This window comes from Rhizobium sp. SVR5-9E, assembly GCF_056755095.1.
This window is the reverse complement of record NZ_JBNDHS010000129.1, coordinates 1-14,163: the sequence shown is the minus strand read 5'-3', so window position 1 is coordinate 14,163 and position 14,163 is coordinate 1. Positions and strand designations below refer to the sequence as shown.

Here is a 14,163-nt window from a genome sequence, read left to right as displayed (position 1 = left end):
GTGCAGGCAAAGCCGTTGGGGGGAAGCCACTTGGCAAGCGCGTCCGCCTCGATGAACGCGCGATAGACCTTCTCTGGGCTGGTTGCTAGAACGCGGTGCAGGCGTATGGTGCTCGGCATAGTCGTGATCCTTCTGAATTGATCGAATAGACAGCCCAAGGACGAACGAGGCTTTGCCGATCCGACATGGGGTTGATCCGTTATTGAAGTAAAATGACTTGGCGCCTCGCATGCAAGATCGCCGCCAAGGTGGAAATTGGCCCTGCAGCCTGAGAGTCACGCCCAAACCATAGGAAAACATCATGAACATCCGATCTTTCCTGCCGTGGGGCTCCGCGGCGGGCCGAAACCCTCTGCCCGAGAAGAAGGCGGCATCCGGCTTCCTGTCGCTTGCCGCGCAGGGGCAGGCGAGCTGGACGGGGCGCTCCTATGCGGCGCTGTCGCGCGAGGGCTTCATGAAGAACCCGGTGGCGCATCGCTGCGTCCGGCTGGTGGCGGAGGCTGCGGCCTGCGTGCCCTGGCTGGTCTACGAGGGCGACCGGGAACGGGCGGAGCATCCGGCTGCGGGGCTGATCAGGCAGCCGAACGGGCGGATGAGCGGGCCTGATTTCTTCGAGGCGCTCTACGGGCATCTGCTGCTTGCGGGCAATGCCTATATCGAGCCGCTCACCGTGGGCGGGGCGTTGCGGGAACTGCATCTGCTGAGGCCCGACCGGATCAGCGTGATCGAGGGCCGCGACGGGTGGCCGGAGGCTTACGAATACCGCGCTGGCGGTTCGGTCCGCCGCTTTGCGGCGGAGGCCGACGGGCCGGGGCTCCTGCATCTGAAACTGTTTCATCCGCTCGACGATCACCTGGGCTTTCCGCCGCTTGCGGCCGCGCAGGTGGCACTCGACCTCTCCAATGCGGCGGCAACCTGGAACAAGGCGCTGCTCGACAATTCCGCCCGGCCGTCCGGGGCGCTGGTCTATCAGCCGAAGGAGGGCGGCAATCTTTCGCCCGACCAGTACGAGCGGCTGCGCCAGGAACTGGACGAGGGCTATTCCGGCCCGATGCGCGCCGGCCGTCCGCTCCTGCTCGAAGGCGGGCTCGACTGGAAGGCGATGGGGCTTTCGCCCAAGGACATGGACTTCGTCGAGGCGAGGAATGGCGCCGCCCGAGACATCGCGCTCGCCTTCGGCGTGCCGCCGATGCTGCTCGGCATTCCGGGCGACAACACCTATGCGAATTACCAGGAGGCGAACCGCGCCTTCTATCGCCTCACCGTGTTGCCGATGCTGACGCGCACGGCCGCGTCGCTTTCGGCGTGGCTGGCAGGCTCCTATGGGGACGCGCTGCGGCTGGAACCGGATCTCGACAAGGTGGCAGGGCTTTCGGCCGAGCGCGGGGAGTTATGGGCGCGAGTGGGGAGCGCGAGCTTCCTGACGGATGAGGAGAAGCGGGAGGCGGTGGGGTATTGAGGCTGGGCCAGATGGCCCCCTCATCCGCCTGCCGGCACCTTCTCCCCGGCGGGGAGAAGGGATATGCCGCGGCGTCTCGGGTCCCTCTTCTCCCCTTGGGGAGAAGGTGCCCGGTAGGGCGGATGAGGGGGTACTCGGCACGACGTGTGTATCCGACCGACACCCAGATGGATTTTCAGATCAGTGGCTTCGATGTCCACCAAGCTGATTCAACGTCTCAAGCGCCTGGACCGATCTTCAAAGATCCCCCGGCAAGCGATTCAAAAGATTCGGTGAAATGTCGCGGCGGGCGCGCTGTGCGCGGTCGCGCCGCGTTCGTGAGCGCATCCTTACACAAGAGAGTTTGATCATGGCTGACTTTTCCAATGAAGGCGGGCTCTGGATGAGTCGTGCGCTGGGGGCGTCGGCGGGAGCGGCGGTGTCGCTGGTCTATCTGCTGCCGAAGAGCAGGCGGGAGGCTGCGAGCCGGTTTTTCTCCGGGCTTTCCTGCGGGCTGATCTTTGGCGGTCCGACCGGGCTCTGGCTGATGGAGCGGCTCGGGCTGGCCGACATGCTTTCGGCGTCCGAGGTGATGCTTTCGGGATCGGCGGCGGCGAGCCTCTGCGCCTGGTGGGCGCTGGGGATTCTGGCGCGGGTGGCGGAGCGGTGGAAGGGGAGCGAATAGGGAGTAGCGAACAGCGAATAGTTGGGCCGCGGCCCTTGTTGGCAGCGTTCACAGCTTACTCTCATTCGCTATTCGCTATTCGCTATTCGCTATTCGCCTGCAGCCAGGCTTTTCTAAAACAATCAGGAGCATTCAACCATGAACGTATCGCTCGTTCGGGCGGGCTCGCCCGTGGGCGCGGACACGCGCAAATTCGCCAACCTGGAACTGCGCGGGCTGAAGCGCGACGGGACGTTTTCCGGCTATGCCAGCGTCTTCGGCGAAGTCGATCTCGGCAAGGATCAGGTCGAGCGCGGCGCCTTCCGCAAGTCGCTGGCCGAGCGTGGGCCGCAGGGTGTGCGCATGCTCTTCCAGCATGATCCTTCCGAGCCGATCGGCGCCTGGAAGACGATCCGCGAGGATAGCCGCGGGCTCTTCGTCGAGGGCGTGCTCGCCGACGGCGTGGCCCGCGCCCGCGAAGTGCATCAACTGATCAAGAACGGCGCGCTCGACGGGCTTTCGATCGGCTTCCGGACGGTGAGGGCGAAGACCGATGCGAAAAGCGGCGTGCGGCGCATTTTCGAGGCGGACCTCTGGGAGATCTCGGTGGTGACGTTCCCGATGCTGCCTTCGGCGCGCGTGCAGAACATCAAGAATGCGCGGTGGTTCCGCGACAAGGAGACCGAGCTCGTCCGCGCCATGCGCCGGGCGGCTAGGGCGATGCTGACCGAAACCTTCAGATAGGATTGTTTCATGACGGATATGACTGCGAAGACGGCGCCGGAGATCAAGGCGGTGCCGGAGACGATGACGGCTGCCTTCGACGACTTCATGGAGGCCTTCGAGGCGTTCAAGGAAACCAATGACCGGCGCCTCGGCGAGATCGAGGAGAAGCTGACGGCCGATGTCGTCACGCGCGAGAAGATGGACCGCATCAACCGCGCGATGGACGAGCAGAAGAAAGTGCTCGACCAGCTGGCGCTGAAGAAGGCGCGGCCACCGCTTGGGCGTTCGGCGGCGGGTGGCGTCGAGGCCGCCGAGCACAAGGCGGCCTTCGAGAACTACATTCGCCGTGGCGACGAGGCGGGTCTGCGCGAGATCGAGGCAAAGGCGATGTCGGTAGGCACCGGCGCCGATGGCGGTTACCTCGTGCCGCCGGAGACGGACACGGAAATCGGCCGCAGGCTTTCGGTCGTCTCGCCGATCAGGGCGCTGGCGACGGTACGCCAGGTTTCCGGCTCGGTGCTGAAGAAGCCGTTCTCGACCGCCGGCATGGCCTCCGGCTGGGTAGCGGAGACGGCGACGCGGCCGCAGACGAATACGGCACAGCTTGCCGAGCTTTCCTTCCCGACCATGGAGCTCTATGCGATGCCGGCCGCGACGCAGGCGCTGCTCGACGATGCGGCCGTCGATATCGAGGCGTGGATTTCGAGCGAGGTCGATACGGTCTTTGCCGAGCAGGAAGGCTCGGCCTTCGTTTCCGGCGACGGCACGAACAAGCCGAAGGGCTTCCTGAGCTACACCGCGGTGGCCGATAGCGACTGGAGCTGGGGCAATCTCGGCTATATCGCGACCGGCGCTGCAGGTGCGTTTGCGGCGAGCGGTGCATCCGACGTGCTGGTCGATACGATCTATGCGCTGAAGGCCGGCCACCGGCAGAACGCCAATTTCGTGATGAACCGCAAGACGCAGGCTTCCGTGCGCAAGCTGAAGGACGCCGAAGGGCGCTATCTCTGGCAGCCGCCGGCAAGTGCTGGCGAAGCGGCGACGCTGCTGGGCTTCCCGGTCGCCGAGGCCGAGGATATGCCGGACATTGCGGCGAATGCGCTGTCGATCGCTTTCGGCGACTTCCGTGCTGGTTATCTTGTGGTCGACCGCATGGGCGTGCGGGTGCTGCGCGATCCGTATTCCGCCAAGCCTTATGTGCTCTTCTATACAACCAAGCGTGTCGGCGGCGGGGTGCAGAACTTCGAGGCGATGAAGCTGGTGAAGTTTGCGGTGAGCTGAGGTGAGCGAATAGCGAATAGCCAATGGTCGGCCCCCTCATCCGCCTGCCGGCACCTTCTCCCCGAGGGAATAAGGGGTTTTGCCGCGATGTCTCCGGTCCCTTCTCCCTCCGGGGAGAAGGTGGCCCGAAGGGCCGGATGAGGGGGCGGTTTGCTCCGACACGCATTTCTTAAGGAAATTTCCATGACCTATGCATTGACCGCTCCGCCGCTGGCGGAGGCGCTGACGCTTGCCGATGTGAAGGCGCATCTGCGGCTGGACGGGAATGAGGAGGATGCGCTTCTGACCTCGCTGGTCCGGGTGGCGCGCGAGCATCTGGAGCGTGTAACCGGGCTCTGCCTGATGACGCAGGGCTGGCGCCTCTATCTTGATAGAGTTCCTGAAGACGGCGTGATTCAGATTGCCAAGGGACCGGTGCAAGCCATTGAAGGCGTGACGCTTTACGATGCAGGCGGCGAAGAGGTTTCGCTGCCGCTGGCGGGGCATGTGCTCGACGGCAATGCGCGGCCGGCGCGGCTGGTCCTGAATCAGAACGTCAATATCGGCCGGGCCATCAACGGCATCGAAATCGACTTTGCCGCGGGCTTCGGCGAGAGCGGCGCGGATGTGCCCGATGTGCTGAAGCGCGCCATGCTGATGCATGTGGCGCAGATGTTTGCCTTCCGCGGCGCAGTGGCAGTCGCGGACCAGCCGGCGGATATTCCGGCTGGCTACGACCGGCTGATCGCGCCCTTTCTGATGCGGAGGCTCTGATGCGGTCGGTCTTCTTCGATCCGGGGCAGATGACGGCGCGGCTGGAACTGGAGCGGAGGGTCGAGACGCCGGACGGGCAGGGCGGTGCTGCGGTCTCCTACGAGGCCGTTGCCGCTCTCTGGGCGCGCGTCGAGCCTCTCGGTGAAGTGCGCGAGGAGCGGGCGGGGGCGGATGTATTCACGCTGACCCATCGCATCTGGCTGCGGTTTCGAAGCGATGTCAAGGCCGGCATGCGGCTTCGCAAAGGCTCGCGGATCTTTGCGATCGGCGCCTGGCGCGATCCGGATGAGACGGCACGCTATCTTGTCTGCCTCTGCGAGGAGGAGGGCCGATGAAGGCGCTTGCCGCAATCACGCTGCCGGATCTCGCGGCAGTGCTGGCGAGGATTGCGCGCGAAGGCGCGCGGACGGAGAAGCGCGAACGGGAGGTGGACGATGAGCGCGGCAAATGAACTGCTGGCGGCGATCCATGCGCGGCTTTCCGGCGACGCCGGGCTTACCGCGCTGATCGGCGAAGACGGTATCCGCGACCGGCTGGTGGCGGGCAGGAGGCTGCCGTGCATCGTCATCGGCGAGATGACGAGCAGCAATTATTCGACCGCCAGCGAGGCGGGCGAGGAGCATCTGCTGGCGCTGGAAATCTGGTGCGAGGCGGGCGGGCGCAAGCAGGCGCAGGAGATTGCCGGGATCGTGCACACGTTGCTCGACGATGCGGCGCTGACGCTTGCCGGGCACCACCTCATCAGCCTGCAGCACCGGCTGACGCGCACGCAGCGGGAGGCGAAGACGAAACTCCACGCGGCGGAGATGCGCTTCAGGGCTGTGACGGAACCGGGATAAGTATCTCGCGACGCGGCGGAGGCAGCATTTCGGGATTGTTGGCGGGCGCCTTTGAGCGCCTTTTTCTTTTTGGAAGGTGGGAAAATGGTGGCGCAGAAGGGCAAGGATCTGCTCTTGAAGATCCATAGCGGCACGGCTTACGAGACGGTGGCGGGCTTGCGCTCCAAGCGCCTCGCCTTCAACGCCGAAACGGTCGATGTGACCGATGCGGAAAGCGCCGGGCGCTGGCGTGAACTGCTCGGTGGCGCGGGCGTGCAGCGCGCTTCGATCTCCGGCGCGGGCATCTTCAAGGATGCCAGCTCGGACGCGCTGGTGAGGAGTGCGGTCTTCAACGCATCGATCCTGAACTGGCAGATCGTCATTCCGGACTTCGGCACGGTGACCGGGCCGTTCCAGGCGACAGCGCTCGAATATTCCGGCCAGCACAACGGCGAGCTCATGTTCGAGCTGGCGCTGGAATCGGCTGGCGCCTTGACCTTCGGAGCGCTCTGATGCGCGCGGCGGGAGCAAGGGCAAACCGCCGGCGAGGCGAGATCGAGGCCATGGTTGACGGCGAGCGGCGGATCCTCTGCCTGACGCTTGGGGCGCTCTCGGAGCTTGAGACGGCGTTTGCGGCCGACAATCTCGCGGGACTGGCGGAGCGCTTTTCGGCCGGGCGGCTGAAGGCCGAGGACATGATCCGCATCATCGGCGCCGGGCTTCGCGGCGGCGGCAATCTCTATTCGGATCAGGACGTGGCGGAAGCGAGCGTCGAGGGCGGCATCGCCGGATACGCGGCGATCGTCGGCGAGCTTCTGACGGCAACATTCGCAGGACCCGAAACCGGGGCGGAAACGACCTCCCTCCGCCCCCTCTAGCCGCAGCAGGCAGCAAGACCGCGCGGGACGCCCAGCCGTTTCCCTGGGCGCGCGTCCTGCATATCGGTCTCTGCCTGCTGCGGCTTCCTCCCGAGGCTTTCTGGGCCATGACACCCGCTGAGTTTCATGCGGCCGCGGGCGGGCTTGCGTCGGGGACGGCGGTGCTTTCGCGGGCGGGGCTGGTCGGGATGATGGAGAGATTTCCGGATGGCGGATGAGGGGCTCTTGCTCTCGCATTTGCTCATGCATTCGCGGCTTCGCCGCTCACCCCCTCATCGCCTCGCTTCGCTCCGGCACTTCTCCCCGCTGGGGAGAAGAGGCAAGTGGTGGCGGCCGCGCTCGACGGCGGACGGCTGGCCGTCCTCGCAGCCTTCAGCATATCCAAGGAGAACTTTAATGGAAGACGACGAGACGGACCTCGCGGCGATGGCGGGGCAGGCGGAGGAATTGCGCCGGGCGCTCGATGATCTGGAGGGGCGGTCGCGTTCGTTCGGGTCGGCGCTCTCAGGTGCACTGAAAAGCGCGGTCAGCGGCGGCAAGGGGCTTGAGGATGTCTTGCGCAGCCTTGGCAACCGGCTGGCGGATATTGCGCTTTCGGCCGGCATGAAGCCGCTGGAGAATTTGATCGGCGGAACTGTGTCCGGGATGTTCGGCGGGGGCGGCAAGATATTGCCCTTCGCCGACGGCGGGGTGGTTTCCGCGCCGACCTATTTTCCGATGGGCGGCGACATGGGGCTGATGGGCGAGGCGGGAAGCGAGGCGATCCTGCCGCTGAAGCGCGGGCCGGACGGCGCGCTCGGCGTTGCCGCTGCAGGCGGGGGCGGGGCGCAGATCATCTTCAACGTGACGGCGACAGATGCGCAAAGCTTTCAGAAGAGCGAGGCGCAGATCGCCGCGATGCTGGCGCGCACGGCGATGCGCGGCCAGCGGAATTTGTGAGGCGGGCATGGGTGGATTTCACGAGGTGCGCTTTCCGTTGCGGCTTTCGCTTTCGACGAGCGGCGGACCGGTGCGGCGGACCGACATCGTCAATCTTTCGAACGGTCGGGAAAGCCGCAACAGCCGCTGGCGGGATGCCAGGCGCAGTTACGATGCCGGATCGGGCATCCGGTCGATCGGCGATCTCTACGAGGTGCTGGCGTTTTTCGAGGCGCGGAGCGGCGAACTTTACGGGTTCAGGTTCCGCGACCCGATCGACTGGAAATCAGGTCGGCCGGATGAGCCGGTGACGGCGCTCGATCAGGTGATCGGGGCTGGAGAGGGTAGCAAGGCGAGTTTCCAGCTGGTCAAGACCTATGGCGATGCGGCGGCGAGCGCTGTGCGGCAGATTGCCAAGCCGGTGGCCGGGACCGTTGTTGTTGCGGTCAACGGGGCCGTCAAGCCGCCTTCGGCCTTCGCGTGCGATCATGCAACGGGGATCGTGACGTTCTCGGCCGGGCATATTCCTGCGAACGGGTTGAGCGTGACCGCAGGCTTCGAATTCGACGTGCCGGTGCGCTTTGCGACCGGGCGGATCGACGTGAACCTGACGGCTTTCAATGCCGGACGTATTCCGGCCATTCCACTGACGGAGATCCTGCCATGAGAACGATCGATGCGGCGCTCAAGGCGCATCTCGATGGCGATGCCACGACAGTCTGCCATGCCTGGCGCGTGAGACGGCGCGATGGCGTGGTGCTGGGGTTTACCGAGCATGACCATGATCTCGGCTTCGACGGAACCATATTTCTGGCGGCGAGTGGATTTTCCGCGAGCGCCACCGAGGAAGGTGCTGGTCTGCCCGCCGTAACGAGCGAAGTCGCAGGCGGATTTTCGAGCGAGGCGATCAGCGAGGAGGACCTGCAGCGTGGGCTTTATGATGACGCACGGGTCGAGGTGTTTCTCGTCAACTGGGCAGCTCCGGAGCAGCATCTCCTTCTGAAGGTGCAGGAGATCGGCGAGGTGACGCGCGACGCCGGGCAGTTCCGGGCGGAGCTCAGGAGTTTTGCGCATCGGCTGAACCAGCCGCAGGGGCGGCTTTACAGCCGGCGCTGCGACGCGACCCTCGGTGACGGACGCTGCGGGATCGATCTGACACAGAGTCAATTCGGGAGGGAGGGTTCCGTAGAGTCAATCGTCGACGCAACGCGACTTGTGCTCTCCGGAGTCAGCGCCTTTCCCGACGGCTTCTTTCATCATGGCGTTGCGACTTTCCTCGATGGCGTGAATGCCGGAGAGACGATGGATATCGAGGCGCATTCGGTGGCGGGCGTGAGCGTTGAGCTGACGCTGTGGCTGCCGATGGCGCGGGCGCCCGAGGCGGGCGATCGCGTGCGCCTGACGGCGGGGTGCGACAAGACCTTTGGCACATGCCGGGCGAAATTCTCCAACCAGTTAAATTTCCAGGGCTTTCCGCATATGCCGGGCGCCGACTTTGCCTATACCTATGCGGACGGCGAAAGCGTCCATGATGGGAGCGCGCTGTTCAAATGACAACGATGAGCGAAAGAGCCCTGGCCGCGGCCGAGGGGTGGATCGGCACGCCCTACCGGCACCAGGCTTCGGCGAAGGGCGTCGGCTGCGACTGCCTGGGGTTGATCCGTGGCGTCTGGCGGGAGCTCTATGGCGAAGAGCCGGAACTGCCGCCGCCCTATGCCCGTGACTGGGCGGAGCGAAGCGGCAAGGATCGGCTGATGGATGCCGCACTCCGGCATTTCGGCGAGGCTTTGCCGGTGGACGAAGCGCGGCCGGGCGACCTGCTGCTCTTTCGCTGGCGGCCCGATATGGCGGCGAAACATGCGGGCATCTTCGCCGGCGAGAAGAGCTTCATCCATGCCTACGAGCAGGCGGCGGTGATCCGCTCGGCGCTCGTGCCGAGCTGGCGGCGGCGGATTGCGGCGGTGTTTCGGTTCCCGGAGGTTGTACCGCAACTTGAAAGATGACCTGCTTGCGAGTATGTTTCAGGAGTGGTGAGCGGGGAGGCAACCCCGCCCACCGTTTGCTTAGCTTAGGAATCTGACCCGGATGGCTATGGACCAGCCCGTCCGGGTTTTCCTTGCACTAAGCGTGATACTTAGTGGCAAGAACCACATCGCATCACCTCCTTGATCGAGAGCAAGGCCTTTGCCGAGGCTGAAGAGGCCCATCCTCTCCAGCGCGCCGGCTGGTCTCGGCGCTTGCTGCTTCTGCTCCCGATCGTTGTACCTTAACACAATCATTGCGCGAATAATCAAGCGCCATCCTCGCGGATGTGCGACGTTTTCGCGCGCGAGGTTTCGATGGCTACTCTTCTTCTTCAGGCGGCCGGGGCAGCGCTGGGCAGCGTGTTCGGGCCGGTGGGCGCGATTATCGGCAGGGCGGCTGGGGCGCTGGCGGGCAATGCAATCGATCGGGCGCTGATCGGCGGCGGGACGACGGTGCGCGGGTCGCGGCTTTCGACCGCGCGGATACCCGGCGCCGACGAGGGGACGGCGATCAACCGCGTCTACGGCGCGGCTAGGATCGGCGGGACGATGATCTGGGCGACGCGCTTCGAGGAGGAAGTGACGAGCGAGCGCACCGGCGGGAAGTCGTCATCGGGGCCGCGGGTGGAGACCTTCCGCTATTTCGCGAATTTTGCCGTCGGGCTTTGTGAGGGACCGGTTGCGAGCGTCAGGCGGGTCTGGGCGGACGGCAAGGAACTCGACCTGACGAAGATCGAGATGCGGCTCTACCCCGGCGATGGCGGGCAACTGCCGGATCCGCTGATCGAGGCAAAGCAGGGTGCGGGGCTGGCGCCCGCCTATCGCGGGCTGGCCTATGTGGTTTTCGAGCATCTGCCGCTCGACAACTACGGCAACCGCATTCCGCTGCTGCAGTTCGAAGTGGTGCGGCCGATTGGTAGACTGGAAGAGCAGGTCAGGGCGATCTGCATCACGCCGGGTGCAACCGAGCATGGCTACCGGACGGTAGCGGTTTCGGAGAAGACGGGTGCGGGCAGTGCGCGCGTGATCAACCGCAACAGCCTGCAAGGCCTGACGGACTGGGTGGTCTCGATCGACGAACTGATGGCGGTCTGCCCCAATCTCGAGCGGGTGGCGCTCGTGGTGTCGTGGTTCGGAACCGATCTCAGGGCAGGGAACTGCCAGATCGTCCCGGGCGTCGAAGTGCGCTCCAGGAATAACGAAAGCAGCCCGTGGTCGGTGTCAGGTGTCTCGCGGGCCGAAGCCTATCTCGTGAGCCGGCTAGATGGCGGGCCGGCCTATGGCGGGACGCCAGACGACGCGAGCGTGGTTTCGGCGATTGCCGACCTGAAGGCGCGGGGATTGAAGGTCTTCCTCTATCCCTTCGTGATGATGGACATCGGCGAGGGGAACTCGCTGCCCGATCCCTATGGCGGTACGGGCCAGGCGGCCTATCCCTGGCGCGGGCGCCTGACCTGCGATCCGGCGATCGGGCAGAGCGGCGCAGCGGACAAAACGGCAGCGGCGCGCGGCCAGATAGAGGCATTCTGCGGTTCGGCGCAGGCTGGGCATTTCAGCGTCTCCGGGCAGCGCGTGACCTATAACGGCGGCGAGGAAAGCTACCGACGGTTCATTCTGCACTATGCGCAACTCGCCAAGGCGGCAGGTGGTGTCGAGGGCTTCATCATCGGCTCGGAGATGCGCGGGCTGAGCCAGGTGCGCGACGAAACGGGCGCGTTTCCCTTTGTGAATGCGCTTTCGGCGCTGGCCTCCGATGTGAAGGCGCTCCTGCCTTCGATGAAACTCACCTATGCGGCCGATTGGAGCGAATATTTTGGGTACCACCCGCAGGATGGCAGCGGGGATGTCTATTTCCATCTCGATCCGCTCTGGGCCTCGGATGCAATCGAGGCCGTCGGCATCGACAACTACATGCCGCTTTCCGATTGGCGCGACGACGATCTGGCGCAAGCCAATCCGGACGGAATGCGGACGGCCGATGACCCCTCGGGTTTGATGGCCGGGATCGAAAGCGGTGAGGGTTTCGATTGGTATTACGCGAGCGAGGCGGCTCGCAAGGCGAGGGTCCGTTCGCCGATCACCGACGGGCTTGCGGGCAAGCCTTGGGTCTTCCGTGACAAGGATATCGAGGGCTGGTGGACGAACCGGCATTACGAGCGCGTCGGTGGCTTGGAGAGGGCGAGTCCCACCGCCTGGCTGGCACGGAGCAAGCCGGTCTGGTTTACCGAACTCGGATGCGGAGCGGTGGACAAGGGCGGCAATCAGCCCAATGTCTTTGCCGATCCGAAATCCGCAGAAAGTGCAGCACCCTACTTCTCCAACCGGATGCGCTCCGATGCGGTGCAGCGGCGGTTCCTTGAGGCACATCACGACTGGTGGAGTGGAGACCAGCCGCCCGGCGGCATGGTCGATCCACAGCATCTGTTTCTCTGGTCCTGGGATGCGAGGCCCTATCCGGCGTTTCCACAGAATGCGGCAACTTGGAGCGATGGGCCGAATTGGCGAACGGGGCACTGGCTGAACGGGCGTCTCGGGAGCGGGACGCTTGCCGATGTGATTGCGGCGGTACTTCGCGATCATGTCTTCGAGGATTTCGACGTTTCGGAAGTCTCTGGCGATCTGACGGGCTATGTGCAGGGCGATCTGACGTCGGCGCGAAGTCTCATCGAGCCGCTGCTGGAGACGTTCCAAATCGATGCCTTCGAAGATGGCGGGTTGCTTCGCTTTCGCTCCCGGGGGAAAGCAAGCCTTCCAGCGATGGCGGCGCCTGTACTTGCCGACATCGAGGAACGGCCGCTGTGGCAGGAGACGCGCGGTCACGACAGCGACTTTGCTGCCGAAGCGGTGGTGACCTTCTACAATCCGGACCTTGAATACGAGCATGCTGGAGTGCGGTCGCACCGAACGCAATCGGCGACCAACAGGGTATTGAAAAGCGATCTTCCGGCGGTGGTCGCCGAGGAGACGGCATTGGCTGCGGCCGAGGGGCTGCGGCGTGACAACCGGATCGGGCGCCGCTCCATCCGCTTCGCGCTGCCGCCGCACGATCTGCGGTTTCAGCCGGGCGACGTGGTGACGTTGCCGGATGGGCCGCAAGGTCGTTTCCTCATCTCGCGCATCGAGGATGGCGAGGTCCGGGAGGTCGAAGCGCGCGAGTTTTCGCCGTCTGCAGGCAGCGCGCCGGCAGAAGAGACGGGCGGCAAGCAGAATGGCGGGCAGCCGTCGAGCCTTTTCGCGCCGGTCGTTCACCTGATGGACCTGCCGCGCTTCGAGAGCGGCGAGGCGGCGAGCTTCGCGCGCGGGGCGGTTTTTGCGCGACCATGGCGCACTATCGGGCTGTCCTCCTCGGTGAGCGAAGAGGGTTATCGCGGCCGGGCGCTGGTCGAAAGGCCGGCAAAGGTTGGGACGCTGGCCGGGTCGCTCTCCGCGGGCGTGCGCGGGCGGTTCGACCGGTCGAAGACCGTCGAGGTCAATCTCGCGTCCGGCGAACTGTCTTCGGGATCGGCGGTCTCCGTTCTGAACGGCGCGAACCTGATCGCTGTGCTGTCCGGCAACGGCGCCTGGGAGGTTCTGGCATTTCAGCAGGCGGAAGAGATCTCGGCGGGACGCTGGCGGCTTGGAGGCTTGCTTCGCGCTCTGGCAGGAACCGACGATGCGATGGATGCCGGGGCGGAGGACGGCGCGGCGGTGGTCATGCTGGACGGCGCGGTGGTTCCACTTTCGCTCGGCAGCGAGGAGATCGGATTGCGGCTGAACTGGATCGCCGAAGCGGCGGGGACCCTGGGCAAGGCAGGGCCTTTCCCCTTCGAGGGCGGCATGCGCGCGGAGACACCTCTTTCACCCGTCCATGTCCGCGCACGTCGTGATGGCGCCGGGGCGGCGGTGTTTTCGTGGGTGAGACGGGGACGGATCGATGCCGATAACTGGATGGCGGCCGACATCCCGCTCGACGAGCCGTTTGAGCGCTATCGCGTGGAAATGCTGAGCGGAAGCGCGGTGAAGCGGCAGGCCGATGTCACCTCCGCCGCCTGGACCTACCCTCAGGCGGATGAGCTGGCCGACTTCGGCAGCCTGCAGACGGCATTGACGATACGCGTCCGGCAGATGGGACAGCGGATACCGCTAGGCCTGCCGGCCATGGCAACGGTTGATTTTTGATTTTCAACGCAAGGAGCTAGCGATGGATGATTTGAAGCATTGGTATCATTCGAAGACGATCTGGGGTGCGCTGATTTCCGTTGGTGCCTCCATGCTGCATGCGACGGGCTTCGAGGTTACAGCCGGCGATCAGGGGCAGATCGTCGATTCAATCGTGAGCATAGCAGGAGCGGTGGGCGGTCTGCTGGCAGTCTACGGCCGACTGACGGCCACCTCGGCGATTCGACAGCCTGCCGGCTGACACATTTCATCGCGGAAAGTGCATCTGCCGCTTTCCGCCTTTATCTCGTTTCGGATGTGAATGCGCGGGAATATACGCCTTAAGATTGCAGTAACTCCTCGGAACTGGGGCATTCATTTGCCATTCAGGTCATCTGAGTACATAGTCGGGACCAGGTTGGATCTATGTTGGAAGCACTGCACATGGCCTCTTTGAGCGTCGTAGCTTTAGCCGCCGGGCTGGCGGTATCGGCGCCCTCACCGGATTTTTCACGCAGCATCGTCG

At 64.8% G+C, this 14,163-nt stretch carries 16 protein-coding genes and 1 pseudogene; 16 read left to right on the top strand and 1 reads right to left on the bottom strand.

The window, feature by feature from the left end:
* Window positions 1-119, bottom strand: a pseudogene (locus ACPYOJ_RS31495) (toxin); the annotation flags it as partial.
* A 182-nt stretch (window positions 120-301) separates the two neighbouring features.
* Between ACPYOJ_RS31495 and ACPYOJ_RS31490 the strand changes: the two are divergent.
* The 16 genes from ACPYOJ_RS31490 (at window position 302) to ACPYOJ_RS31415 (ending at window position 13,899) form a co-directional block, all read left to right on the top strand.
* Window positions 302-1,459, top strand: a complete 1,158-nt coding sequence (locus tag ACPYOJ_RS31490) for a phage portal protein (RefSeq protein ID WP_481419751.1) — start codon at window positions 302-304, stop codon at window positions 1,457-1,459.
* Window positions 1,460-1,808: 349 nt separating this feature from the next.
* A complete protein-coding gene (locus tag ACPYOJ_RS31485) occupies window positions 1,809-2,123 on the top strand; it encodes a DUF6107 family protein (protein WP_168828888.1) in 315 nt (104 codons plus the stop codon).
* 138 nt (window positions 2,124-2,261) lie between these two features.
* Window positions 2,262-2,846: an HK97 family phage prohead protease gene (locus ACPYOJ_RS31480; protein ID WP_481419750.1), complete on the top strand. Its 585-nt coding sequence runs from the start codon at window positions 2,262-2,264 to the stop codon at window positions 2,844-2,846.
* A 9-nt stretch (window positions 2,847-2,855) separates the two neighbouring features.
* Window positions 2,856-4,109, top strand: coding sequence for a phage major capsid protein (locus ACPYOJ_RS31475; protein ID WP_481419749.1), 1,254 nt, complete (start codon window positions 2,856-2,858; stop codon window positions 4,107-4,109).
* A gap of 183 nt (window positions 4,110-4,292) precedes the next feature.
* Entirely contained in the window at window positions 4,293-4,862 is a 570-nt protein-coding gene (locus tag ACPYOJ_RS31470; protein ID WP_481419748.1) for a head-tail connector protein, read from the top strand.
* Window positions 4,862-5,197, top strand: coding sequence for a phage head closure protein (locus ACPYOJ_RS31465; protein ID WP_481419747.1), 336 nt, complete (start codon window positions 4,862-4,864; stop codon window positions 5,195-5,197). Before ACPYOJ_RS31470 ends, ACPYOJ_RS31465 begins: the two co-directional genes overlap by 1 nt.
* 99 nt (window positions 5,198-5,296) lie before the next feature.
* Window positions 5,297-5,701, top strand: a complete 405-nt coding sequence (locus tag ACPYOJ_RS31460; protein ID WP_481419746.1) for a DUF3168 domain-containing protein — start codon at window positions 5,297-5,299, stop codon at window positions 5,699-5,701.
* An 84-nt stretch (window positions 5,702-5,785) separates the two neighbouring features.
* On the top strand, window positions 5,786-6,193 hold the full coding sequence (locus ACPYOJ_RS31455; protein ID WP_481419745.1) for a phage major tail protein, TP901-1 family: 408 nt from the start codon (window positions 5,786-5,788) through the stop codon (window positions 6,191-6,193).
* Window positions 6,193-6,558, top strand: coding sequence for a gene transfer agent family protein (locus ACPYOJ_RS31450; RefSeq protein ID WP_168828895.1), 366 nt, complete (start codon window positions 6,193-6,195; stop codon window positions 6,556-6,558). Before ACPYOJ_RS31455 ends, ACPYOJ_RS31450 begins: the two co-directional genes overlap by 1 nt.
* Window positions 6,471-6,776, top strand: coding sequence for a rcc01693 family protein (locus ACPYOJ_RS31445; protein ID WP_481419752.1), 306 nt, complete (start codon window positions 6,471-6,473; stop codon window positions 6,774-6,776). The genes ACPYOJ_RS31450 and ACPYOJ_RS31445 overlap by 88 nt, the downstream gene beginning before the upstream one ends.
* A gap of 178 nt (window positions 6,777-6,954) precedes the next feature.
* Entirely contained in the window at window positions 6,955-7,497 is a 543-nt protein-coding gene (locus ACPYOJ_RS31440; RefSeq protein ID WP_481419744.1) for a phage tail tape measure protein, read from the top strand.
* Between the two features lie 7 nt (window positions 7,498-7,504).
* Window positions 7,505-8,143: a phage distal tail protein, Rcc01695 family gene (locus ACPYOJ_RS31435; RefSeq protein WP_481419743.1), complete on the top strand. Its 639-nt coding sequence runs from the start codon at window positions 7,505-7,507 to the stop codon at window positions 8,141-8,143.
* Window positions 8,140-9,030 (top strand): DUF2163 domain-containing protein, encoded by an 891-nt coding sequence (locus tag ACPYOJ_RS31430; protein WP_481419742.1) that lies wholly within the window; start codon window positions 8,140-8,142, stop codon window positions 9,028-9,030. Before ACPYOJ_RS31435 ends, ACPYOJ_RS31430 begins: the two co-directional genes overlap by 4 nt.
* Window positions 9,027-9,479: an NlpC/P60 family protein gene (locus ACPYOJ_RS31425; RefSeq protein ID WP_481419741.1), complete on the top strand. Its 453-nt coding sequence runs from the start codon at window positions 9,027-9,029 to the stop codon at window positions 9,477-9,479. Before ACPYOJ_RS31430 ends, ACPYOJ_RS31425 begins: the two co-directional genes overlap by 4 nt.
* Window positions 9,480-9,815: 336 nt before the next feature.
* The gene (locus tag ACPYOJ_RS31420; protein ID WP_481419740.1) at window positions 9,816-13,658 is read left to right on the top strand and encodes a baseplate multidomain protein megatron; all 3,843 of its coding nucleotides are present in this window, start codon (window positions 9,816-9,818) and stop codon (window positions 13,656-13,658) included.
* A gap of 22 nt (window positions 13,659-13,680) precedes the next feature.
* The gene (locus ACPYOJ_RS31415) at window positions 13,681-13,899 is read left to right on the top strand and encodes an iron-containing alcohol dehydrogenase family protein (protein WP_168828901.1); all 219 of its coding nucleotides are present in this window, start codon (window positions 13,681-13,683) and stop codon (window positions 13,897-13,899) included.
* The last annotated feature ends 264 nt before the right edge of the window (window positions 13,900-14,163 follow it).

What these genes read in the sequence shown, in the direction of transcription:
- ACPYOJ_RS31415 (WP_168828901.1), top strand. Translation starts at nt 13,681, where the DNA reads ATGGATGATTTGAAGCATTGGTATCATTCGAAGACGATCTGGGGTGCG.
- ACPYOJ_RS31490 (WP_481419751.1), top strand. Translation starts at nt 302, where the DNA reads ATGAACATCCGATCTTTCCTGCCGTGGGGCTCCGCGGCGGGCCGAAAC.
- ACPYOJ_RS31440 (WP_481419744.1), top strand. Translation starts at nt 6,955, where the DNA reads ATGGAAGACGACGAGACGGACCTCGCGGCGATGGCGGGGCAGGCGGAG.
- ACPYOJ_RS31435 (WP_481419743.1), top strand. Translation starts at nt 7,505, where the DNA reads ATGGGTGGATTTCACGAGGTGCGCTTTCCGTTGCGGCTTTCGCTTTCG.
- ACPYOJ_RS31480 (WP_481419750.1), top strand. Translation starts at nt 2,262, where the DNA reads ATGAACGTATCGCTCGTTCGGGCGGGCTCGCCCGTGGGCGCGGACACG.
- ACPYOJ_RS31475 (WP_481419749.1), top strand. Translation starts at nt 2,856, where the DNA reads ATGACGGATATGACTGCGAAGACGGCGCCGGAGATCAAGGCGGTGCCG.
- ACPYOJ_RS31465 (WP_481419747.1), top strand. Translation starts at nt 4,862, where the DNA reads ATGCGGTCGGTCTTCTTCGATCCGGGGCAGATGACGGCGCGGCTGGAA.
- ACPYOJ_RS31455 (WP_481419745.1), top strand. Translation starts at nt 5,786, where the DNA reads ATGGTGGCGCAGAAGGGCAAGGATCTGCTCTTGAAGATCCATAGCGGC.
- ACPYOJ_RS31470 (WP_481419748.1), top strand. Translation starts at nt 4,293, where the DNA reads ATGACCTATGCATTGACCGCTCCGCCGCTGGCGGAGGCGCTGACGCTT.
- ACPYOJ_RS31430 (WP_481419742.1), top strand. Translation starts at nt 8,140, where the DNA reads ATGAGAACGATCGATGCGGCGCTCAAGGCGCATCTCGATGGCGATGCC.
- ACPYOJ_RS31460 (WP_481419746.1), top strand. Translation starts at nt 5,297, where the DNA reads ATGAGCGCGGCAAATGAACTGCTGGCGGCGATCCATGCGCGGCTTTCC.
- ACPYOJ_RS31450 (WP_168828895.1), top strand. Translation starts at nt 6,193, where the DNA reads ATGCGCGCGGCGGGAGCAAGGGCAAACCGCCGGCGAGGCGAGATCGAG.
- ACPYOJ_RS31485 (WP_168828888.1), top strand. Translation starts at nt 1,809, where the DNA reads ATGGCTGACTTTTCCAATGAAGGCGGGCTCTGGATGAGTCGTGCGCTG.
- ACPYOJ_RS31420 (WP_481419740.1), top strand. Translation starts at nt 9,816, where the DNA reads ATGGCTACTCTTCTTCTTCAGGCGGCCGGGGCAGCGCTGGGCAGCGTG.
- ACPYOJ_RS31425 (WP_481419741.1), top strand. Translation starts at nt 9,027, where the DNA reads ATGACAACGATGAGCGAAAGAGCCCTGGCCGCGGCCGAGGGGTGGATC.